This window comes from Micromonospora sp. SD12 (genome assembly GCF_052068495.1).
Lineage (GTDB): Bacteria > Actinomycetota > Actinomycetes > Mycobacteriales > Micromonosporaceae > Micromonospora > Micromonospora echinofusca.
In genome coordinates this window covers 468,578-488,285 of sequence record NZ_JBQHDF010000004.1, presented here as the reverse complement: position 1 = coordinate 488,285, position 19,708 = coordinate 468,578, and the positions used below count along the sequence as shown (strand labels likewise).

General features: G+C 74.6%; 22 protein-coding genes. 9 read left to right on the top strand and 13 right to left on the bottom strand.

Going from position 1 to position 19,708, the window contains the following annotated elements:
- Positions 1-7 precede the first annotated feature (7 nt).
- Complete coding sequence (locus ACTMS2_RS12115; RefSeq protein ID WP_441175464.1) at positions 8-976, bottom strand: peptidoglycan DD-metalloendopeptidase family protein; 969 nt, start codon at positions 974-976, stop codon at positions 8-10.
- Between the two features lie 205 nt (positions 977-1,181).
- Between ACTMS2_RS12115 and ACTMS2_RS12110 the strand changes: the two genes are divergently transcribed.
- A complete protein-coding gene (locus ACTMS2_RS12110; protein WP_441175463.1) occupies positions 1,182-1,907 on the top strand; it encodes a Clp protease N-terminal domain-containing protein in 726 nt (241 codons plus the stop codon).
- 6 nt (positions 1,908-1,913) lie between these two features.
- Here the strand turns inward: ACTMS2_RS12110 and ACTMS2_RS12105 are convergent, their stop codons facing one another.
- Together ACTMS2_RS12105 and ACTMS2_RS12100 are read right to left on the bottom strand one after the other, a co-directional pair.
- The gene (locus ACTMS2_RS12105; protein ID WP_089001680.1) at positions 1,914-2,432 is read right to left on the bottom strand and encodes a hypothetical protein; all 519 of its coding nucleotides are present in this window, start codon (positions 2,430-2,432) and stop codon (positions 1,914-1,916) included.
- A 124-nt stretch (positions 2,433-2,556) separates the two neighbouring features.
- Positions 2,557-2,748 (bottom strand): DNA repair protein, encoded by a 192-nt coding sequence (locus ACTMS2_RS12100; protein WP_363903089.1) that lies wholly within the window; start codon positions 2,746-2,748, stop codon positions 2,557-2,559.
- 333 nt (positions 2,749-3,081) lie between these two features.
- Between ACTMS2_RS12100 and ACTMS2_RS12095 the strand changes: the two genes are divergently transcribed.
- Complete coding sequence (locus ACTMS2_RS12095; RefSeq protein ID WP_441175462.1) at positions 3,082-3,744, top strand: GNAT family N-acetyltransferase; 663 nt, start codon at positions 3,082-3,084, stop codon at positions 3,742-3,744.
- Between the two features lie 201 nt (positions 3,745-3,945).
- Here ACTMS2_RS12095 and ACTMS2_RS12090 read toward each other — a convergent pair whose 3' ends face one another.
- From ACTMS2_RS12090 to ACTMS2_RS12080, 3 genes are read right to left on the bottom strand one after another with little or no spacing between them, the layout of a single operon-like run.
- Positions 3,946-4,644, bottom strand: coding sequence for a TetR family transcriptional regulator (locus ACTMS2_RS12090; protein ID WP_441175461.1), 699 nt, complete (start codon positions 4,642-4,644; stop codon positions 3,946-3,948).
- Positions 4,607-5,101, bottom strand: a complete 495-nt coding sequence (locus ACTMS2_RS12085; protein WP_441175460.1) for a thiol-disulfide oxidoreductase DCC family protein — start codon at positions 5,099-5,101, stop codon at positions 4,607-4,609. Before ACTMS2_RS12085 ends, ACTMS2_RS12090 begins: the two co-directional genes overlap by 38 nt.
- Positions 5,098-5,643: a hypothetical protein gene (locus ACTMS2_RS12080; RefSeq protein WP_441175459.1), complete on the bottom strand. Its 546-nt coding sequence runs from the start codon at positions 5,641-5,643 to the stop codon at positions 5,098-5,100. Before ACTMS2_RS12080 ends, ACTMS2_RS12085 begins: the two co-directional genes overlap by 4 nt.
- Before the next feature lie 167 nt (positions 5,644-5,810).
- Here ACTMS2_RS12080 and ACTMS2_RS12075 point away from each other — a divergent pair, with 167 nt between their 5' ends.
- Entirely contained in the window at positions 5,811-6,167 is a 357-nt protein-coding gene (locus ACTMS2_RS12075) for an STAS domain-containing protein (RefSeq protein ID WP_441175458.1), read from the top strand.
- Between the two features lie 6 nt (positions 6,168-6,173).
- Here the strand turns inward: ACTMS2_RS12075 and ACTMS2_RS12070 are convergent, their stop codons facing one another.
- Both ACTMS2_RS12070 and ACTMS2_RS12065 read right to left on the bottom strand, forming a co-directional pair.
- A complete protein-coding gene (locus ACTMS2_RS12070; RefSeq protein ID WP_441175457.1) occupies positions 6,174-7,376 on the bottom strand; it encodes a PP2C family protein-serine/threonine phosphatase in 1,203 nt (400 codons plus the stop codon).
- 65 nt (positions 7,377-7,441) lie between these two features.
- Positions 7,442-8,893 carry a glycoside hydrolase family 3 N-terminal domain-containing protein gene (locus tag ACTMS2_RS12065; protein WP_441175456.1) on the bottom strand — a complete coding sequence of 484 codons (1,452 nt, stop codon included), beginning with the start codon at positions 8,891-8,893 and terminating at the stop codon, positions 7,442-7,444.
- A 167-nt stretch (positions 8,894-9,060) separates the two neighbouring features.
- Here ACTMS2_RS12065 and ACTMS2_RS12060 point away from each other — a divergent pair, with 167 nt between their 5' ends.
- Positions 9,061-10,236, top strand: coding sequence for an ROK family transcriptional regulator (locus tag ACTMS2_RS12060; RefSeq protein WP_441175455.1), 1,176 nt, complete (start codon positions 9,061-9,063; stop codon positions 10,234-10,236).
- Positions 10,237-10,424: 188 nt separating this feature from the next.
- On the opposite strand, the gene ACTMS2_RS12055 is transcribed toward ACTMS2_RS12060, so the two are convergent.
- A complete protein-coding gene (locus ACTMS2_RS12055; protein WP_441175454.1) occupies positions 10,425-11,438 on the bottom strand; it encodes an ABC transporter permease subunit in 1,014 nt (337 codons plus the stop codon).
- The gene (locus tag ACTMS2_RS12050; RefSeq protein WP_441175453.1) at positions 11,435-12,445 is read right to left on the bottom strand and encodes an ABC transporter ATP-binding protein; all 1,011 of its coding nucleotides are present in this window, start codon (positions 12,443-12,445) and stop codon (positions 11,435-11,437) included. The genes ACTMS2_RS12055 and ACTMS2_RS12050 overlap by 4 nt, the downstream gene beginning before the upstream one ends.
- Before the next feature lie 119 nt (positions 12,446-12,564).
- On the opposite strand from ACTMS2_RS12050, the gene ACTMS2_RS12045 reads away from it, so the two are divergent.
- The gene (locus ACTMS2_RS12045) at positions 12,565-13,371 is read left to right on the top strand and encodes an ABC transporter ATP-binding protein (RefSeq protein WP_441175452.1); all 807 of its coding nucleotides are present in this window, start codon (positions 12,565-12,567) and stop codon (positions 13,369-13,371) included.
- A gap of 13 nt (positions 13,372-13,384) precedes the next feature.
- Positions 13,385-14,281: a ribokinase gene (locus ACTMS2_RS12040; protein WP_441175451.1), complete on the top strand. Its 897-nt coding sequence runs from the start codon at positions 13,385-13,387 to the stop codon at positions 14,279-14,281.
- Positions 14,282-14,312: 31 nt separating this feature from the next.
- Here the strand turns inward: ACTMS2_RS12040 and ACTMS2_RS12035 are convergent, their stop codons facing one another.
- Both ACTMS2_RS12035 and ACTMS2_RS12030 read right to left on the bottom strand, forming a co-directional pair.
- A complete protein-coding gene (locus ACTMS2_RS12035) occupies positions 14,313-15,062 on the bottom strand; it encodes a hypothetical protein (RefSeq protein WP_441175450.1) in 750 nt (249 codons plus the stop codon).
- Positions 15,063-15,120: 58 nt separating this feature from the next.
- Positions 15,121-15,600, bottom strand: a complete 480-nt coding sequence (locus ACTMS2_RS12030) for a DUF6232 family protein (RefSeq protein ID WP_441175449.1) — start codon at positions 15,598-15,600, stop codon at positions 15,121-15,123.
- Positions 15,601-16,193: 593 nt separating this feature from the next.
- Between ACTMS2_RS12030 and ACTMS2_RS12025 the strand changes: the two genes are divergently transcribed.
- Positions 16,194-16,595 carry a nuclear transport factor 2 family protein gene (locus ACTMS2_RS12025; protein ID WP_441175448.1) on the top strand — a complete coding sequence of 134 codons (402 nt, stop codon included), beginning with the start codon at positions 16,194-16,196 and terminating at the stop codon, positions 16,593-16,595.
- On the opposite strand, the gene ACTMS2_RS12020 is transcribed toward ACTMS2_RS12025, so the two are convergent.
- On the bottom strand, positions 16,592-17,068 hold the full coding sequence (locus tag ACTMS2_RS12020; RefSeq protein WP_441175447.1) for a DUF6232 family protein: 477 nt from the start codon (positions 17,066-17,068) through the stop codon (positions 16,592-16,594). The two genes, ACTMS2_RS12025 and ACTMS2_RS12020, sit on opposite strands and share 4 nt — an antisense overlap.
- A 99-nt stretch (positions 17,069-17,167) precedes the next feature.
- On the opposite strand from ACTMS2_RS12020, the gene ACTMS2_RS12015 reads away from it, so the two are divergent.
- Together ACTMS2_RS12015 and ACTMS2_RS12010 are read left to right on the top strand one after the other, a co-directional pair.
- On the top strand, positions 17,168-17,941 hold the full coding sequence (locus ACTMS2_RS12015) for an enoyl-CoA hydratase-related protein (protein WP_441175446.1): 774 nt from the start codon (positions 17,168-17,170) through the stop codon (positions 17,939-17,941).
- A 116-nt stretch (positions 17,942-18,057) separates the two neighbouring features.
- Positions 18,058-19,680 carry an acetolactate synthase gene (locus tag ACTMS2_RS12010; protein WP_441175445.1) on the top strand — a complete coding sequence of 541 codons (1,623 nt, stop codon included), beginning with the start codon at positions 18,058-18,060 and terminating at the stop codon, positions 19,678-19,680.
- Positions 19,681-19,708 lie beyond the last annotated feature (28 nt).

Below are 19,708 nucleotides of genomic sequence, written 5' to 3'. Positions count from 1 at the left end.
GTGCCGCTCAGATGAGCACGCTCCACGTCACCGGCCCGACGAGGCCGTCGGCGACGAGGCCGTTGCGGCTCTGGAAGGCGCGCACCGCGCTGGTGGTGACCGAGCCGAAGCCGCCGTCGACGAGGAGGCTGGCACCCCGGGCGTTGAGGGCGGTCTGGAGGCCGCGCACCAGGTCGCCGGAGTTGCCCTCGCGCAGGGGCAGGACGAGCGCGGTCCAGGTGATCGGGCCGACCATGCCGTCGGCGTAGAGGCCCCGGCTGCTCTGGAACGACCTGACCGAGGCGGCGCAGCCCGGTCCGTAGATCCCATCCACCACGACGGAGATGCCGCGGGCCCGCACCAGGTACTGGATCACCCGGGGCATCCAGCCCGAGGCGCCCTGGCTGACGCTCGGGTAGCCGGTGCTGCCGACCGGGGCCGTCGAGCCGAGGGTGATGCCCCGGTTGGCCAGGAAGACCCGGGGGTCCAGCGAGGTCAGCCGGGGCCGGTGGATCTCGAAGTGCAGGTGCGGGCCGGTCGAGTTGCCGGTGTTGCCCATCAGGCCGATCAGCTGCCCGCAGCTGACCCGCTGACCGGCGCTGACCAGCACCCGGTGCAGGTGGCCGTAGTAGGAGAAGTAGCTGTCGGCGTGGTTGATGTGGACGCTGTTGCCGGTGCGACCGGCCAGCGGCCCGCTCGTCGTGTCGCCCGGGTACGAGTTGGTCTTGACGTCCCGGACGGTTCCGTCGGCGGTGGCGTAGATCGGGGTGCCCTGGCTGTTGGCCACGTCCCAGCCCAGGTGACCGGGCCGGCTGGGGCTCTTGTAGCCGGAGGTCAGCGTGCCGCGGGTCGGGTTGCTCCAGCCGGCGACGGCGGCCAGCGCGGGGCTGGGCAGACCGAGCACCCCGATGCCGGCGCCGACGCCCAGCGCCGTGAACAGGGCGCGGCGCCGGGCCGGTACGTGGAGCAGCGTGCCTGTCTCCGGTGCGTCACACATTGTTGCCTCCGATGTTCGTACCGTGGGGAGGGTTGGACGATGGAGGCCGAATCGTAAAACTTCTATATCGAGCGAGGCAATGGTGAAACTTTCCTACGGGTGATCACCGGCCGTCGTCTGCCGAGGCCGACGAGCCCGCGGGAGCTGTGGTGCCGATCGTCAACTTTGGGTTGACGGCATGCGTGCGTCAACCTATGGTTGACGCATGACGGATCCAGTGCAGATGACCAACCCCGTACGCCTGGACGACCTGATCCGGGCGATCAAGAAGGCGCACACCGACGCGCTAGACCAGCTCACCGACGCGGTCATCGCGGCCGACCACCTCGGGGAGGTCGCCGACCACCTGATCGGCCACTTCGTCGACCAGGCACGCCGCTCCGGCGCGTCCTGGACCGAGATCGGCCGCAGCATGGGCGTCAGCAAGCAGGCGGCGCAGAAGCGCTTCGTGCCGAAGGCCGACGAGACGCCGCCCGACCCGCAGCAGGGCTTCTCCCGGTTCACCCCCCGCGCGCGCAACGTGGTGATGGCCTCGCAGAACGAGGCCAGGGCCACCGGGCACGCCGAGATCCGCCCCGAGCACCTGGTGCTGGGACTGCTCAACGAGCCGGAGGCCCTGGCCGCGAAGGCCGTCGTCGCCCAGGGGGTGCCGCTGGAACGCGTACGCGAGGCCGCGACGGCGGCACTGCCACCCTCGACCGCCGAGGTGCCCGACCTGATCCCGTACGACGCCCAGGGCAAGAAGGCGCTGGAGCTGACCTTCCGGGAGGCCCTGCGCCTCGGGCACAACTACGTCGGCACCGAGCACATCCTGCTCGCGCTGCTGGAGCACGAGAACGGCGCCGGGGTCCTCAGCGGGCTCGGCGTGACCAAGGCCGCGACCGAGGAGTGGGTGGCGGCGGCCCTGCGGGCCGTCCAGATGCGGGAATGACCCGCCTCAGGGCGCGGCGGGGAAGCCGTAGCGGGCGGCGTGCTCGGGGTCCGTCGGGTCCACCTGGCGGATCCCGGCGTCGGCGAGCCGCTTGTTGACCTCGTCGAGCCGCTCGCGCACCAGCCGGGCCTCCTCCTCGGTGACCCGGCCCCGGTGCGGCCGGCCGGCGTGCTCGATCGTGCCGTAGTCGACCCGCTCCGCGCCCTTGCGGGCCTTCGGCGGGCGGACCCGCTCGGCGGTCTTCAGCAGCTGCGCCATCGGCACGTCGGTCGCCATCGCGTCGAACTCGCTCGCGGTGAGCACCACCCGGCGCGGCTCGCCGTCGCCGTGCCGGTCGTGGATCTCGACCACCGCGACGTCCAGCGCGGCGTCGTCGATGCTCTCCACCTCGACCGGGGTGGCGTCCAGCCGTACGGGCCCCGCGACCAGGTCCGGGTGCTCCAGGACGACGACGCGGACCACCTCGTCGTCGGGCTGGATGACCGTGCCGCTGAAGTCGGAGACGTGGATCGTCTTCTTGCCCATGCGCGGAGCTTCTCCTGTCGTAGGCCGGGATGCCGGACCAGAAGAAATTACCCGACAGGTGTGCGAAAGCCGCCGGTGGACCGTCCGGGTGTGTCGCGGTACGACCGGGCCTTGCGCGGGGTGGTCAGTGGGTGTTCCGGCCGCCGCGCGACGCGGCGCCGGCGGGCTGCTTGTCGACCTCGCTCCACGGGAGCGCCTCGGGCCCGGCGCGGTGGCCCCGGTACGCCGACTGGGCCGGGAACCACCCGGTGGCCTCGGTGCATCGCCAGAGTCGCTCCGGGTCCTGGTGGTACCGGTCGTTCGGCTGATTCGGCATGACCATACCGTCCCAAACAAAGTTGTCCATGTATGAAAATGAATATGACGGCCGGTCGATGCGTCTGGTTCCCGTGATCGGCCCTCGTCCCACGAATCGGCGGCCATCGGTGTGTCGATACGTCTACCCGCCCGCCACGCCACCCAATCATCGCGCGCGTCCCCGCTGCGCGGGGCGGATTCCGTCGGGTCACGGGGACCCGCGCCGGTCCACCCCCGACGGGTTCGCGCGCGCACCGCGCCGCGCCCGCGTACGGTGATCGTCGGCGAGGCGGGCGGCGTCGGCGGCCCGGCCTCCGGGTGACGACCGACGGCCGTGGGGAGGTGACCGGCGATGCTCGACCGGCGGCTGCACCTGCACCTGGCGAGCTGGCTCGGCCAGTGGCCGGCCGGGCCCGGGCTGCACGTGGTCGGCTCGCACCGGCGGGCCCGACCGGCCTGGGACGGCAGGCTCCGGCCGGCCGTCGCGGTGGCTGCCGGCGCGAGCACCGTGCTCTCCGTCGCCCCCGACCGGGTCGCGGCGGTCCGCGAGTTGGCCCGGCGGCCGTGCGGCCCGCCGCTCGCGGCGTTGCCCGCCGCGGTCGGCCGACCCGGCTGGGCGGTGCACGACGACGTGTTCCGGTGGAGCGTTGCGCCGACCCCGCTGCCGGACGCGGGGGAGTGGACGGCCCCGAACGCCGCCGGGCTGCCGTCCTGGCTGCGCCTGTTCGACCGGCCGGTCCTGGTGGCACGCGACGCCCAGGGCCGCTACCTGTCCGGGGTCGGGATCAAGCGGCACGACGCGTACGGCCACGAGCTGGCGGTCGGCACCGTGCCGGCGGCCCGGGGGCGGGGACTGGCCCGGCGGCTGGTCGCCCAGGCGGCGCGCCGGGTGCTCGACGAGGGGGCCGTCCCGACGTACCTGCACGACCCCGCGAACACCGCCTCCGCCCGGGTGGCGACCGCTGCCGGCTTCGCCGACCGGGGCTGGCGGTCGTTCGGCGTCTATCCGCCCTGAGCGTGCCCGAGGGCGGGGCGCGGACCGTGGTTCCCGGGCCGGATCCACGGTCCGCAGTCTCCCCCCAGGGCCCGCGGGTGGTGTGCGCACCCATCACGCTATGTATCGGTGAGGGCGTCGGCAAGGTGCCACTGGTGCGATCCGGGTGTCGACTAACGGACTCTGACCTGCGGCTATTTGGAGGATGGCCGCGTTCGGCAGTCAGTGACGCAGCGTACGAATGAGGTCGAGCACCTGCCGGGTCACCGGGCGCAGCACGCGCAACCGCGACAGCCCTACCAGTCGGTCGACCAGCGGCACCGCGCCGTCGATGAGCTGCCGGGTGCGGGCCTGGCCGGGCGAGCGGTCGTAGACCCAGTAGAGCACCACCCCCATGTACGCCAGCCAGAGCAGCTCCGGCAGGTGCGGGCGCAGCTCCGGGTCGACCCGGGCGGTGGAGCCGTCCAGCGCCTCGGCGAAGAGCCCGATCGCCGCCTCGCGCGGCCCGGAGGACTCGGCCGAGAAGGGGCTCAGCGGTGAGGTCGGCTCCGCCGCCGTCTTGAAGAAGCTGGCGGCGAAGGAGTGCGACGGGGTGAGCACGTCGATCCCGGCGTGCATCACCCCGGCCAGCCGGGCGGCGAGGTCGCTCTCGCGGGCGAGCACCGGCCCGGCCGCCGTCCGGTGCTCCGTCTGCGAGCGGGCGTAGAACTCCTGGATCAGGTGTTCCTTGGAGCCGAAGTAGTAGTAGGCGTTGCCCACCGCCACCCCGGCCTCCTGGGCGATGGCGCGCATGGTGGTCCGGGCGTAACCGCGTTCGCGGAACAGCCGCATGGCGGTGTCCAGGATGAGCTGCCGGGTCTGCTCGCCGCGCGCGGTCGCCGGCTCACCCGCAGCGGTCGTCGGCGCAGTCTGCTCGGTCATCGGGGCCACCGTATCCCGCCGGGTCGTCGGCCGGCTCCGCCCACGGGTCGCGCACCCGTTGCCGGACCGAGGAGGCGGCGGCGACCACCCGCCGGGCAAGCGGGAGCAGGTGCGGGCGGGCCAGCCGCTCCGCCGTCGCCCGGTGGTCGGCGAGCGACCAGAGGCAGGCGAACCAGGCGCCGTCGCCCGCGTACACCTCGCCGGTGTCCGCGACCACGGTGAGGTCCCGCAGCGTGGCGTCGTGGTCCAGGCCGGGGAAGCGCCGCCGGGCCTCGGCCGAGCCGGCCGGCACGAACTCCAGGGGTACGAGCTGGGCGCGGGACGCCAGCCAGCGCCGCGCGGAGCGGCAGAGCGGGCAGTGCGCGTCGTAGAGGACGGTGAACCCCCGGACGCCACCGCCCCCGTGCGCGGTGGCGTCCGGGAATCCGCCCGACCCGCCCGTGGGTCGGGCGCTCATCGGGCCGGCGGTCCGCCGACCGCCCCGGTCCCCGCTCCCGGTCCGGCGGGGTGCGGTCCGCCGGGGTGCGGTCCGGCGGCGGGCTGCAGCCCCGTGGGGTACGGCCCCGCGGGCCGGGCCCCGGCGGGCTGGGCGTCGCGCGGCGCGGGTGGCATCGGCAGCCGGCCGACCGGGGCGACGGGCGGGTGGGTGGCGTACTGGCGGAGCCGACCGCGGCGGTACCGGCCGAGCGCGAAGACGTTGAAGAAGTGCAGCGCTCCGAGCACCAGCAGCACGAGGCCGATCTTGAGGGAGAGCTCCTCCATCGCCTGGGCGGTCGAGCCGACCGGGTCGGGATGCTTCATGGCCACCGTGACGTAGCCGAGATTGAGCAGGTAGAAGCCGACGACGAGCAGGCTGTTCACGGCCTTGGCCAGCCGCTCGTCGGCGAACACCTCCTCCAGGAAGACCAACCCGTTGCGCGACAGCGCCCGGGCCACCCACACGGTCAACCCGATGCTGATCGCCAGGTAGACCAGGTACATCCAGACCTTCGTGTCCATCGCGGACGCCCTTCTTGAACGTGTTCAACTCTTGCCGCCTGAGCGTAGGCGACTTGTTGAACGTGTTCAAGTAGCTCCTCGGGTCCTCGAAGCGTCCCGGGCGGGCGGGGGCCGGTATCGTCGAGGCGCGCCGGTGCCGGCGCGTCCCTTCGACGGTGAGGCGAGCCATGGACCCGGATACGCGGGACACGGAGCCGGGGCGGGTCGTCCTGCGCCCGGCCGGCGAGATCGACATGGCCAACGCCCCCGAGTTCGAGGCGACGCTCACCGAGGCGCTGCGCCGGCCCGCCGTCCGGGAGGTCGTCGTCGACCTCGCCGACGTGCGTTTCATGGACTCCAGCGGCGTACGCGTCCTGGTGCACGGCGCCGCCGTGGGCCGCGAGCGCGACGTGCCGCTGCGGGTGACCGCCCCGCAGCCGGGGGTGGCGCGGGTCCTGCGGATCACCGGGGTCGGCGCCCTGCTCGGGCTCGCCGACGTCGAATCGGGCCGGCCCGTCGCGCGCGGGTGGCGCGGGCTGGACTGACCGGGCTCAGGGCTCCGCGTTCGCCGACGCCTCGGCGGACCACTCGACGAGCATCAGCGTCGCGTCGTCCTGGTGCGTCCCGCCCTGGTGCTCCGTCACCGCGTGGCTGAGCCGGCGCAGCGTCTCCGCGGCCGGCAGCCCGGAGCCGATGTGCCTCTCGGCGAGGTCGGCCAGGCGGGTCAGCCCGAACATCTCGCCCGCCGGGTCGCGCGCCTCGGTCACCCCGTCGGTGTGCAGCAGCAGCCGGTCACCGGGCTCCAACCGGGCACGGGCCACCTCGACGTCGCCGTCCGGCAGGCCCAGCGGCAGCCGACGGCCCCCGGCCAGCTCCCGTACGGCCCGTCCCCGGCGCAGCAGCACCGGCGGCGGGTGCCCCGCGTTGACGTAGCGCAGCAGCCCGCTGCCGGTGTCGAACTCGGCGAGCACCGCGGTGACGAACCGCGCGTCCTGCCACTCGGCGAGGATCGCGGCGTCCACCGCCCGCGCCAGACCCGGCAGGTCCGCGCCGGTGCGCCGGGCGGCCCGCAGCGCCGCCAGCGCCACCGAGGTGGTCAGCACCGCCGGCAGGCCGTGCCCGACGCCGTCGAGGATCGCCAGGGTCAGGACCCCACCGTGCACCGCGTAGTCGAAGGCGTCCCCGCCGACCTCGTAGCAGGGCTCCAGCAGGGCGCTGACGACCGCCTCCCCGGTGGCGAAGGTCAGCGGTGGGAGCAGGTGCCACAGCAGCTCGGCGGAGACCGCCATCGGCCGGCTGCGCCGCGCCCGGTGCAGGACGTCGCCGTAGTCCCGCTTGCTGGTGACCAGGTGACCGACCAGCCCGGAGACGAGTCGGCAGCCGTCGCGCAGCGCCTCGTCGGCGAGGTCGGCGTCGGGCGGCGGGAACACCTCCATCAGCCCCAGCCGGTCGGTGCCGTTGACGATCGGCACCCACAGCCGGGGCGGCGGCCCGGGGCTCACGTGCACCTCGACCTGCGTGAAGGCGCGGCCGGCGAGGCTCGTGTCGATCGGCAGCACCGTCGGCGCCGGCCGCTGCGAACCGGGCAGCGGGCGCAGGTCGCGCTGCTCGGCGTCGACCAGGTAGACGGTCGCCGCCGCGCCCAGTGGCCGGAGCGCGGCGTCGACCGTGGCCGCGAGTTCGTCCGGCGGCAACCGGTGGGACCGGGACACGAGGTCGGCCAGGGCCCGGTGCCAGGGATCGGTGGCGGTCATGCCGTCGCATACCCCGACCGGGCCTGGTCGAAGCCGATCGGGCCAGGTCGGGGTATGCGCCGGCGTCAGCCGGCCAGGCCGAGCACCTCGGCTGCCGCCCGGCCGCAGGCGTGGCTCGCGCCGTACGTGGTGACGAAGGCCCGCGCTCCCACCGGACGCCACCGCGACGGCCAGCCCATCTCGACCACGGTCACCGGGTGCTCGGCGGCCAGCGCGGTCACCAGCTCCGCCCCGCCCGGCAGCCGGTGCAGGTGGCGGCCGACCAGCACGATCGGCCGGTCCCCGGCGAGCTGGCGCAGGGCGGCCGGCCCGGTCTCGGTGGCGACCACCCGCAACTCCTCCGCGCCGTCCAGGTGCGGGCCGAGGCCCCACGGCACCCGCCCCTCGGCGATGGTCGACGCGGCGTGCAGCTGGACGACCAGCGGGCGGTCCAGGCCGGCCAGTTCCCCCTCCACCCGGACGGCGCGCCGCGCCGCCGCGTACCCGAGCCCGTCGGGGGCGACGGACGTCGTGCCGGCGGCCCGGGTCCAGGCGGCGAGCGCGGCGGCGCGGCCGGCCGCCTGCTCCACCCGCGCCCGGTCGAGGCGGCCGTCGCCGAGCGCCCCGACGATCTCCGCGACCACCCGCTCGACCAGTTCGGCGTCGACCTGGGCGCCGATGCACAGCAGGTCGGCGCCGGCGGCGAGGGCCCGCACGGCGGCCGGGCCCACCCCGCCGGCGGCCACCGCCGCGCCCTTCATCTCCAGCGCGTCGGTGATGACCGTGCCGGTGAAGCCGTACTCGCCGCGCAGCAGGTCGACCAGGACGGCCCGGCTGAACGTGGCGGGGCCGTCACCGGTCAGTGCCGGCACCCGGATGTGCGCGGTCATCACGGCCTGCGCGCCGGCCGCGACGACCGCGGCGAAGGGCGGCAGGTCGCGGCGGCGCAGCACGTCGAGGGGTACGTCCACGGTCGGTAGCTCGTGGTGGGAGTCGGCGACCGTCGCGCCGTGCCCGGGGAAGTGCTTGGCGCAGGCGGCGACCCCGGCGGCCTGGAGCCCGCTCACGGCGGCGGCGGAGTGCGCGGCGACCCGGGTCGGGTCCGCGCCGAACGAGCGGGTGCCGATCACCGGGTTCTCGTCGGCGGTGTTCACGTCCACCGTCGGCGCGAGGTTGACAGTCACGCCGAGGCCGGCCAGCTCCGCGCCGATGGCCTCGTAGACCCGGCGGGTCAGCGTCACCTCGTCGATCGCGCCGAGCGCGGCGTTGCCCGGGTACGGGCTGCCGGTGGCGTGCGCCAGCCGGGTGACGTCACCGCCCTCCTCGTCGATCGCGATCAGCACGTCCGGGCGGCCGGCCCGCAGGGCGGCGGTGCTCGCCGCCACCTGCGCCGGGTCGTGGACGTTGGTGCCGAACAGGGTGTGCCCGGCGAGCCCCTCGGCCACCAGGTCGACCGCCCAGCCCGGGGGAACCGGCCCCGGGTACGCGGCGAGCAGCGTGCCGAGCGCGAGCCGGCGCAGTCCTGGATCCAGCCCCACGTGATCTTCCCCTTTCGTCCCCGGCGGTACGGAGGTCGTACCGGCGGGGGTCGGTGACGTACCGGGTCGGCCGACCACCCCGCTCCCGGGCGGCCGATACGCTGTCGGCTACCCGCTCGCAGGTCGGTTTACAGTTAGCAAGGTTTACCAAAACTAGAGGACGTGGCATGAGTGCGACCCGGCTGCCCGGCACCCCCCGCCTGTTGCGGGCGCTGAACGACCGCGCGGCGTTGGAGCTGCTGCTGGAGCAGGGGCCGCTGACCCGGGCCCGCCTCGGCGAGCTGACCGGGTTGTCCAAGGTCACCGCCTCCCAGCTCGTCGAGCGGCTGGAGGAGCGGGGCCTGGTCACCCGGGTCGGCGAGCAGGCCGGCGGGCGGGGGCCGAACGCCCAGCTCTACGCCGTGCGGCCCGGCAGCGCGCACGTGGTCGGGGTGGACGTGGGCGCCGACCGGGTGGTCGCGGCCTGCGCGGACATCACCGGGGCGGTGATCGGCCGCGTCGAGCAGTCGACCCAGGACACCGACGACCCCGTGGGGGTCGTGCACAACGCGGTGGTCCAGGCCGCGAGCAGCGCCGGGGCGAAGCTGTCGAGCGTACGCCGGATCGTGCTGGGCACCCCGGGCCTCGTCGACCCCGGCACCGGGGACATCACGTTCGCCTTCAACCTGCCCCGCTGGCACACCGGTCTGCTCGCGGCGCTCCGGGACGACCTGCACACCCCGGTGGTCTTCGAGAACGACGTGAACCTGGCCGCCGTCGCCGAGGCGCAGTCGGGCGCGGCCCAGGGCCTGACGGACTTCGTCCTGGTCTGGGTCGGCGCCGGTGTCGGCCTGGCGATCGTGCTGGGCAACCGGCTGCACCACGGCAGCAGCGGCGCGGCCGGCGAGATCGGCTACCTGCCGGTGCCCGGCGCGCCCATCCCGCGTGACGTCTCCCGCCGGGCGAAGCCGGCGTTCCAGCAGCTGATCGGCGGCGACGCGGTCCGCGAGCTGGCCCGCGCACACGGCTACCCGGACGACAGCGCCGCCGCCGCGGTGCGGGCGGCGGTGGCCGACGGCACGGCCGGCGGCCCGATGCTCGACGAGGTGGCCCGCCGGCTGGCGCTGGGCGTGGCGAGCACCTGCGTGGTGCTGGACCCGCCGCTGGTGGTGCTCGCCGGCGAGGTCGGCCAGGCCGGCGGGGCGGCGCTGGCCGAGCGGGTGCAGCACGAGGTCGCGGCGATCACGCTGGTCCGCCCCCGGGTGGTGCCCACCGGGCTGACCGAGGAGCCGATCCTGCGGGGTGCGCTGCGTACCGCCCTGGACGCCGTCCGCGACGAGGTCTTCGGCTCGACCGTCGGCTGACCGGGCCCGGCCGCCCGCCGGCGCGGGCCGCGCGCCGCCGGCCGCCGACCGGGTTCGGCGGGTGCGGCGGCAGGCGGGCGACATGTGAAGGAATATTTCATCGCCGGCCGGCATCCTGCAAGGTCTTGCCGCGCCCGCGCGGTTCCCGCCCCGCGCCCCGTGCCCGCGACGTCGCCGGCGGCCGGGCGTCACATCAGGTCGCGGCGGCGGAACGCCACGAAGGCGGCGGCAGTCAGGGCAGCGGTCAGCCCGAGCAGCAGGACCAGCGACGACTGCCAGGTGATCACGTAGAGGCCGTTGCAGGAATTGGAAACCCCGTTGTCGCACGCCCGGTAGTCCCAGAACTCGATCCGGCCGTTGAGCAGGGCGGCCGCGTGGCTGGAGAGCATGTACCGGTCCACCTTGACGACGTCCAGGATCTCCATCACCAGCCGGGCGCCCAGCTCCCACACCACCAGGTAGCCGGCGATCGCGCCGAGCGCCGCCGAGGTGTGCCGGCCCAGGGTGGCGACGGCGAACCCGATGACGGTGAGCAGCAGCACCAGCAGCAGGCCGCGGCCCCAGGTCGCGCCCAGCGAGCCCCAGAACTCCCCGTCGAGCCGCCCCGGCCGCCCGGCGAACCGACCGATCAGCCAGAACGTCCCGAGGTACGCCGCCGAGGCCAGCACGGACAGCAGCGCCGTCGCGCCGAGCAGGGTGCCCAGCTTGGTGCCGAGCACCGTCATCCGCCGGGGACGCCAGAGCAGCAGGTTGACCACGCCGCCCGAATTCAGGTCGGCGCCGATGTAGGAGGCGCCGACCAGGAACCCGAAGAGCGCGAGGAAGGCGATGAGGAAGTAGAGCAGCGAGCCGGCCTCCTCGGCGAAGGTGAACACCCCGTGGAGGAAGTCGGCCGCCACGGGCGCCCGCTCCATCAGGGCCGGGTCGACCTCGCCGCAGTCGTCCGGGACGTACTCCCGCACGTCGTCCGCCAGCACGGCGCCGCGCTGCCGGTCCAGACAGAGCTGGTGGACGCGCTCCAGCTCGCCGCGCGCCGCGGCGGCGCTGCGCTGGGCCTCGAAGATCTCCTCGGCGCTGGGCCGGTGGGAGTTGGCCAGGGTGGTCGCCGCCGTGACGCCGAACGCGAGCACCAGCAGGACGAGCATGAGCTGCACGAAGCGCCGGGCGCCGAGACGCTCCAGTTCGGCACGGACCAGGTTCACGCGTCCACTCCCCGCACGTCGAGGTCGATCACCGGTTCGGAGGGCCCGCCGTCGGGCAGCACCGAGTCGTCCACCTGCCGGGGCAGCGCCGGGTGCGCCGCCGTGCCCGTCAGTTCGAGGAAGACGCTCTCCAGGTCGGGCCGCAGCGGGGTCAGCTCGCGTACCCAGAGGCCCGCCTCGCCGAGGGTGCGGCTGACCTCGGTGGCGTCGTCCACGTCGGCCACCACCAGGTGGTCGTCGTGCCCGGTCGCCGCCAGCCCGGCCGCCGTCAGCAGTTCCACGGCACGCTGCGGATCGTCCACCCGCACCAGCAGCTCGTGCCGGTCGAAGCCGGCCAGCACCTCGTCGACGCGCCCGGCGGCCACCCGCCGGCCCCGCGAGATGATCGTCACGTGGTCGCAGATCAACTGGATCTCGGCGAGGATGTGGCTGGAGACCAGCACGGTCACGCCGGCCTCCGCCAGCGAACGCATCAGGTCCCGCATCTCCCGGATGCCGGCCGGGTCCAGCCCGTTCGCCGGCTCGTCCAGGATCAGCAGCTCCGGGTCCTTGAGCAGGGCGGAGGCCACCGCAAGCCGCTGCTTCATGCCCAGCGAGTAGCCCTTGACCCGCTCGTCGCCCCGGTCCCGCAGGCCCACCCGCTCCAACACCTCGTCGACCCGGGCGACCGGCACGCCGCCGGCCCGGGCGAGCAGGCGCAGGGTGCGGTGGCCGGTGAAGTTGCCGAAGAACTGCGGGCTCTCCACGATCGCGCCGACCCGCCCGGACACCAGGGGCAGCCCGGCCGGCGAGGGGACGCCCAGCACCGTCATCCGGCCCGCGTCGGACCGCACCAGCCCGAGCAGGGCGCGCAGCGTGGTGGTCTTGCCCGACCCGTTGGGGCCGAGGAAACCGTGGATCTGGCCGGCCTCCACCAGCAGGTCGAAGCCGTCGACCGCCACCCGGCGGCCCTGCCGCACGCTGTGGAAGGTCTTACGCAGACCCTCGATCTCGATGACCGCGCTCATCCGCGTGGCTCCCCGCTGCGACCGGGCATGGACCGTCCTCCGGTTGTGGTGACCAACGACACGGCGCCCCACCCTATGGCCGGGGCGCCGCCCGTGGGGGGCGCCCCGGCGTTGCGTGGTTGGATGGTCGGGTGACTGGGGACGAGGATCTGGTGGTCAGCCTCGACGGCGTCGGCGTACGCCGGGCGGGCACGGCACTGCTGCACGACGTCGACTGGCGGGTCGAGCTGGACGAGCGCTGGGTGGTGCTCGGGCCTAACGGCGCCGGGAAGACGACCCTGCTCAACCTCGCCGCCGGGCGGCTGCACCCGACCACCGGCACCGCCCACGTGCTCGGCGAGCGGATCGGCCGCACCGACGTCAACGAGCTGCGCACCCGCATCGGGCTCTCCACCGCCGCGCTCGCCGAGCGGGTACCCGCCGACGAGCGGGTCAGCGACGTCGTCGTCACGGCCGCCTGGTCGGTGCTCGGGCGCTGGCGGGAGAGCTACGACAGCAGTGACGAGGCCCGGGCCCGCGCGCTGCTGGGCCAGCTCGGCATCGGCGGCCTCGCCGAGCGCACCTACGGCACCCTCTCCGAGGGGGAACGCAAGCGGGTGCAGATCGCCCGCGCGCTGATGACGGACCCGGAGCTGCTGCTGCTCGACGAGCCCGCCGCCGGGCTCGACCTGGGCGGCCGGGAGGACCTGGTCGCCCGGCTGGCCGAGCTGGCGTACGACCCGGACGCCCCGGCGCTGGTGCTGGTGACCCACCACGTGGAGGAGATCCCGCCCGGCTTCACGCACGCGCTGCTGCTGCGCGAGGGCGGCGTGGTGGCGCAGGGGCTCCTCGACGCCACGCTGACCGGGGACAACCTCTCCAAGACCTTCGGGCTGCCGCTGGCCGTGCAGCGCTCCGGCGACCGGTTCACCGCCCGCGCCGCCTGACGGGGAGGTGACGATGCGGCAGACCCGGGTCGTCGTGGTGGGCAGCGCCAACATGGACCTGGTGGGCACCGCCCCCGCCCTGCCCCGGCCGGGGGAGACCCTGCTCGGCACCGACTTCGTCATGGTGCCCGGCGGCAAGGGCGCCAACCAGGCCGTCGCCGCGGCCCGGGCCGGCGCCTCCTGCGCCTTCCTCGGGGCGATCGGCTCCGACTCGTTCGGCGTCACCCTGCGGGCGCGGATCACCGCCGCCGGGGTCGACACCGGGCAGCTCCGCACGACGTACGGCACGTCGGGGGTGGCGCTGGTGATGGTCAACGCCGAGGGCGAGAACGCGATCCTGGTCAGCCCGGGGGCCAACGCCTCGATGACCGGCCTGACCGAGCCCGAGCTGACCGCCGTACGCGGGGCGGACGTGCTGCTCGCGCAGCTGGAGATCCCGGTCGCGACGGTGACCGAGGCGGCCGTCGTCGCCCGGGCGGCCGGCGCCCGGGTGGTGCTCAACGCCGCCCCGGCGGTGCCGGTGCCGCCGGAGCTGCTGGCGGCGACGGACCTGCTGGTGGTCAACGAGACCGAGGCCCATGCGCTCACCGGCCACGGCCTGGACGAGCCGTCGGCCCTGCTCGACCTGGCGCCCCGGGCGGTGCTCACCCTCGGCGCGCAGGGCGCCTGGTACGGCGACCGCGACGGCACCGCCGTGCACGTGCCGGCGGTCAAGGTCGACGTGGTGGACTCCACGGCCGCCGGGGACGCCTTCACCGCCGCGCTCGCGGTGGCCTGGGGCGAGGGCCGGGACGTGGTCGACGCGGTGCGCTGGGCGGCGGCGGCCGGGGCGGCCTGCGCCCGCCGGCTCGGCGCCTCCGTGGCGCTGCCCACCCGGGCCGAGATCGACGAGCTTTACGTTCCTGCCTGAGCCGCCCGGCCACGGGCCGTACGTCCTTCGGTCACGCCTCGGTGTCGTCGGTGAGCTTCTCGCCCCGGCGGCGGAGCATGCCCAGCCCGGGGATGCCGGCGACGGCGAGCTTCAGGTCGCGGGTGACGTCGAGCAGGTCGTGCAGGTCCGGCCCGACCCGGTCGAGGGTGGCCAGGATCGGCAGGATGTCCGCCGTCAGGTGCTGCTTGAGCTTCGGCAGTTCGTCGACGAGCCGGATCGCGGCGTTCACCTCCTCGTGGCTGAGCTGCTCGACGAAGCGGTTCGCCATCGGGGCGCCCCGGCGCAGCGCCGGCTCGTACGCCGTCAGCAGCTCGGCGGCGGTGGCCGCCGCCTCCGCCGCGGTGCCCACGGTGCCGGCCGCCCGTACGGCCACCGCGTCGGCCTCGGCGACCACCGCACCGGCCGTACGGGACACCTTTTCCGCCTCGCCGACCACGACGGCCGCGGCGGCGGCCACCTCGGTGGCCGTCTCGATCGCGGTGGTCGCGGCGGCGCTGATGACGGCCACCTCCCGCACCGCGCCATCGGCGTCGGTGAGCACCCGGTCGGTGCGGTCGAGGGTCTGCTCGATCCGGTCCACCACGCCGTCGATGCGGTCCACCATGCCGTCGACCCGCTTCAGCAGGGCCTCCACCGAGTCCAGCACGGCGAACGCGCGGGCCGGCACGGCGGCGAACGAGGCCGCCGAGCCGAGGGCCTGATCGAGGGCGGATCGGGTCAGACCGACGACCGCGGCGGGCCGGGGGAGGGGAATCACCATGGCACCAAGTGTGCGTCGCCCGCGCCCGTACCGCCGGACAGGGCGGCAGGCCCCGTGGTCAGGAGTCCGTGTACTGCTCTACCGCGCGCTGCACCGCCCGGTAGATCTGCCCGAACCGCAGCGCGTCGGGGGTGCGCAGCAGCAGCACCTCCCGGCCGTGGTGCTGGACCCAGAGCTCGTGCACTTTGCTGCCCCGCTCGTAGGAGCGGTCGAGCCAGCCGAGCGGGATCTCCAGGAAGGGGGCCAGGGCCAGCGCGCCGACGACGCACGCGGCGAGGATGATCAGCGCCAGCTGCCACTCGCCCCTGTCCTGCGCCGACCAGGCCAGCGAGAGCACGCAGACCACCGCGACCAGCGGAGGCAGCGAGAGGAGCAGGACCAGGACGCCGCGACCCAGCACCCGCCCCCGTACCGCCAGCGTCTTCGGCCCCTGCGCGTGCCAGACGTACGTCACGTCGGCGATCGCCACGGCGAGCCCGCCGGCCCGGATCGACTCCGACGTCACCTGCACCGCGTCGTCCCGGTAATAGATGGTCATCACTAAGCCTAACCACTGCCGGCCGGGTCGCGCCGCTCGCGCGGCCCGCTCTACCGGAGGCGTTGTCGGCGGGGCCGTGCCGGGCGAGGTGGTGTCAGGCGGGGGCCGTGTCGGGCGGAGGTGGTGTCGGGCAGGGGTGGTGTCGCGCCCGTCCTTTGGAGCTGAATCGTTTGTGACATCGCCCTCTGGGTCGCTGGCGCTCGTCGGGGAGGCCGGACCGGCTGAGTCGTTTACGTCATCAGCTCCAAAGGGCGCGCGAGGCGTACTGCCGCTGCCTTGCGACGGGTGCGCCTCGTCCGCCTTTGGTCTCACTGCAACCGCGATGGGGCACCACCGCAACGGTGTCGAAGCGGCGTCGGAGCGCCACCGCACACCGGCGTCGGAGCGACTCCCGGGAGCCCGTCCGGGCGGCTGTCGAGCTGCCCCGTTCATGGGACCGCTCGGGGCGTGCGAGCCGGGGGCGGCCGGCGCGCCTGCCCCTTCGGACGGGGCAGCTCGACAGCGCGGGCGGCAGGCCACCTCGCCCGGCGGGGGGCGTCCGAGGGCGGTCCGGGGGCGGTCCGAGGCGGTCCGGGGCGGTACCGTGACCGGTCATGACGGAGCAGGAGCGCAACGTCGAGGTGGTCCGCCGCTACCTGCGGACCTTCGTCACCAAGGACCTGGCGGAGTTGCGCGCGGTGGTCGACGAGGACGTGCTGATCTACGGCTCCGGCAGCCCGGTCCGGGGGCGGCACCACGTCGAGGGGGCCGTCGCCTCGCCGGGGCTGACCGTGCTCGACCAGGAGATCGTCGAGATCTTCGCCGCCGACGACCGCGTGGTGGTGTCGCTGGCGCAGACCTACCGGCGGGACGCCACCGGCGCGACGGCGGTGCAGAGCGCCTGCAAGATGTACCGGTTGGACGGTGGCCGGATCGTGCAGTTCTGGGGCGAGCAGGACCTGTTCGGACTGCTGCGCGGCCTGGGCATGCTGCCGGACGGGCCGATCGGGTTCTAGCGGCGGCGGGGGGACACCGGCTGGCCCGCCTCGACGGCCCGCTGCACCGCCCGGTAGATCTGGCCGAAGCGCAGCGCGTCGCCGGTGCACAGCAGCCGCACCGGCTGGCCGCGCCAGCGGGCCCAGATCTCCAACTGCCGGCTGCCCCGCGCGTAGGAGCGGTCGAGGTGCTCGAAGAGGAAGTCCGCGACGGGGCCGACCGCGAGCCCGATCAGCACCGAGGCACCGACGATGGCGATGGTGATGGTGAGGGAGCGGTCCAGCCAGAGCGCGAGGGCGATGCCGAGGGCGGCGGCGACCAGGGGGCCGGCGAGCGCCGCGCCGATCGCGCCGCGCCCGGCGAGCACCCGCCAGGACCGGCTGCCACGCCGGTGCCACACCATGCTGATCTCGGCCAGCCGGAAGGTCCGGCCGTCCACCCGGACGGCGGTCGAGGTGACCTGCACGGACCTGTCGTCGTAGTACGTGATCATGGCGGTACTCCCGGTGGCGGGCCTGAGACCACACTACTTACCCCAACGATCCGGGCCGTAAGGTTGGCACGCGACTTCGACGAGGAAGTGAGGGCCAGCGTGGGCGAGTTCGTGCGGTTGGAGACCAAGGGCGGCATCGGCACCATCCGGCTGGAGCGGCCGCCGATGAACGCCCTGAACACCCAGGTGCAGGAGGAGTTGCGCGCCGCCGCCACGGCGGCCACCGCCGACCCGGGCGTCCGCGCCGTCATCGTGTACGGCGGGGAGAAGGTCTTCGCGGCCGGCGCGGACATCAAGGAGATGGCCGACATGTCCTACGTGGACATGGCGGACCGCGCGGCCGACCTCTCCAGCGCCCTCGGCGCCATCGCCCGGATCCCCAAGCCGGTCGTCGCCGCGATCACCGGCTACGCCCTCGGCGGCGGCTGCGAGCTGGCGCTGGCGTGTGACTGGCGGGTGGTGGCCGAGGACGCCAAGCTCGGGCAGCCGGAGATCAAGCTCGGCATCATCCCCGGCGCGGGCGGCACCCAGCGGCTGGCCCGCCTGGTCGGCCCGGCCCGGGCCAAGGACCTGATCATGTCCGGCCGGATGGTCGACGCCGAGGAGGCCCTGCGCATCGGTCTGGCCGACCGCCTCGCCCCGGCGGCCCAGGTCTACGACACCGCGGTCGAGCTGGTCCGCCCGTACCTCACCGGGCCCGTGCAGGCGCTGCGCGCCGCCAAGCTCGCCGTCGACGGCGGCCTGGACATGGACCTGAACTCCGGTCTGGCCTGGGAGAGTCAGCTCTTCGCGGCGCTGTTCGCCACCGAGGACCGGCGCGAGGGCATGGCGGCGTTCGTGGCGAAGCGCAAGCCGGACTTCACCGGCCGTTGACCGGGCGCGGGCCGGCGGGGCGACCCGCCGGTCCCGGCGTCGAACGAGAACTGTTCACATTCCGCCTACCGGTGAGTAGCGTGTGACACCGGCCATGCGGACGAAGGGGAGCGGCGATGACGGAGCGGATTGAAGGTCACGGCGGGGAGCTCGCGCTCGCGGCGTTGCGCGCGTACGGGGTGCGGGAGATGTTCACCCTCTCCGGCGGGCACGTCTTTCCGCTCTACGACGCCGCGCACAAGACCGGCTTCCCCATCTACGACGTGCGGCACGAGCAGTCGGCCGTCTTCGCCGCCGAGGCGGTGGCGAAGCTCCAGCGCCGCCCCGGCCTCGCCGTGCTCACCGCCGGCCCCGGCGTCACCAACGGCGTCTCCGGGCTTACCAGCGCGTACTTCAACGCCTCGCCCGTGCTGGTGCTGGGCGGCCGGGCCCCGCAGTTCCGCTGGGGCTCGGGGAGCCTCCAGGAGATGGACCACCTGCCGCTGGTCGCCCCGGTCACCAAGCACGCCGAGACGGTGTTCAGCCCCGACGACATCCCGCGCGCGGTGACCGCGGCGCTGACCACCGCGCTCACCCCGCACCGGGGCCCGGTCTTCCTCGACTTCCCCCTGGAGGCGGTCTTCTCGGTCTCCGACGCCGAGTTGCCCCCGCTGCCGGGCATCGCGCCGGTCGAGCCCGACCCCGACGAGGTGACGAAGGCGGCCGGCCTCATCGCCGCCGCCCACCGTCCGGTGATCATCGCCGGCTCCGACGTCTACGCCGGGGACGCGGTCGACGCGCTGCGCGCGGCCGCCGAGGCGCTCCAGGTGCCGGTCTTCACCAACGGGATGGGCCGGGGCGCCCTGCCGCCGGAGCACCCGCTCGCCTTCGCCAAGGCCCGTCGCGTGGCACTCAAGGGCGCCGACGTGGTCGTCGTGATCGGCACCCCGCTCGACTTCCGGCTCAGCTTCGGCGACTTCGGCGACGCGAAGGTGGTGCACGTCGTCGACGCGCCCAGCCAGCGCGCCGGGCACGTGCAGCCGGCCGCCGCCCCCGCCGGCGACCTCCGGCTGATCCTCACCGCGCTGGCCGACCACCCGGGCGACCGGGCCGAGCACGCGGACTGGATCGCCGAGCTGCGTACGGCCGAGGACGCCGCGAAGGCCCGCGACGCCGAGGAGATGGCCGCCGAGTCCGACCCGATCCGGCCCGCCCGGGTCTACGGCGAGCTGCGCAAGGTCCTCGCCCGCGACGCCATCACCATCGGCGACGGCGGCGACTTCGTCTCGTACGCCGGCCGCTACCTGGAGCCCGCGCAGCCCGGCACCTGGCTCGACCCCGGCCCGTACGGCTGCCTCGGCACCGGCATGGGCTACGCGATGGGCGCCCGGGTCAGCCACCCCGACCGGCAGATCTGCGTCCTCATGGGCGACGGCGCGGCCGGCTTCTCGCTGATGGACGTCGAGTCCCTCGCGCGGCAGAAGCTGCCCGTGGTGATCGTGGTCGGCAACAACGGCATCTGGGGCCTGGAGAAGCACCCGATGCGCGCCATGTACGGCTACGACGTCGCCGCCGACCTCCAGCCGGAGCTGCGCTACGACCACGTGGTGAGCGCCCTGGGCGGGGCCGGCGAGACGGTGGCGAAGGCCGGCGACCTCGGGCCGGCGCTGCGGCGGGCGTTCGACGCCGGCGTGCCGTACCTGGTCAACGTGCTCACCGACCCGGCGGACGCGTACCCCCGCTCGTCGAACCTGGCCTGAGTCGGGCCCGCCGCCGTCGCCGGGCGAC

Coding starts and splice junctions, on each gene's coding strand:
- ACTMS2_RS12115 (WP_441175464.1), bottom strand. CDS start 976: ATGTGTGACGCACCGGAGACAGGCACGCTGCTCCACGTACCGGCCCGG.
- ACTMS2_RS12110 (WP_441175463.1), top strand. CDS start 1,182: ATGACGGATCCAGTGCAGATGACCAACCCCGTACGCCTGGACGACCTG.
- ACTMS2_RS12105 (WP_089001680.1), bottom strand. CDS start 2,432: ATGGGCAAGAAGACGATCCACGTCTCCGACTTCAGCGGCACGGTCATC.
- ACTMS2_RS12100 (WP_363903089.1), bottom strand. CDS start 2,748: ATGCCGAATCAGCCGAACGACCGGTACCACCAGGACCCGGAGCGACTC.
- ACTMS2_RS12095 (WP_441175462.1), top strand. CDS start 3,082: ATGCTCGACCGGCGGCTGCACCTGCACCTGGCGAGCTGGCTCGGCCAG.
- ACTMS2_RS12090 (WP_441175461.1), bottom strand. CDS start 4,644: ATGACCGAGCAGACTGCGCCGACGACCGCTGCGGGTGAGCCGGCGACC.
- ACTMS2_RS12085 (WP_441175460.1), bottom strand. CDS start 5,101: ATGAGCGCCCGACCCACGGGCGGGTCGGGCGGATTCCCGGACGCCACC.
- ACTMS2_RS12080 (WP_441175459.1), bottom strand. CDS start 5,643: ATGGACACGAAGGTCTGGATGTACCTGGTCTACCTGGCGATCAGCATC.
- ACTMS2_RS12075 (WP_441175458.1), top strand. CDS start 5,811: ATGGACCCGGATACGCGGGACACGGAGCCGGGGCGGGTCGTCCTGCGC.
- ACTMS2_RS12070 (WP_441175457.1), bottom strand. CDS start 7,376: ATGACCGCCACCGATCCCTGGCACCGGGCCCTGGCCGACCTCGTGTCC.
- ACTMS2_RS12060 (WP_441175455.1), top strand. CDS start 9,061: ATGAGTGCGACCCGGCTGCCCGGCACCCCCCGCCTGTTGCGGGCGCTG.
- ACTMS2_RS12050 (WP_441175453.1), bottom strand. CDS start 12,445: ATGAGCGCGGTCATCGAGATCGAGGGTCTGCGTAAGACCTTCCACAGC.
- ACTMS2_RS12040 (WP_441175451.1), top strand. CDS start 13,385: ATGCGGCAGACCCGGGTCGTCGTGGTGGGCAGCGCCAACATGGACCTG.
- ACTMS2_RS12035 (WP_441175450.1), bottom strand. CDS start 15,062: ATGGTGATTCCCCTCCCCCGGCCCGCCGCGGTCGTCGGTCTGACCCGA.
- ACTMS2_RS12030 (WP_441175449.1), bottom strand. CDS start 15,600: ATGACCATCTATTACCGGGACGACGCGGTGCAGGTGACGTCGGAGTCG.
- ACTMS2_RS12025 (WP_441175448.1), top strand. CDS start 16,194: ATGACGGAGCAGGAGCGCAACGTCGAGGTGGTCCGCCGCTACCTGCGG.
- ACTMS2_RS12020 (WP_441175447.1), bottom strand. CDS start 17,068: ATGATCACGTACTACGACGACAGGTCCGTGCAGGTCACCTCGACCGCC.
- ACTMS2_RS12010 (WP_441175445.1), top strand. CDS start 18,058: ATGACGGAGCGGATTGAAGGTCACGGCGGGGAGCTCGCGCTCGCGGCG.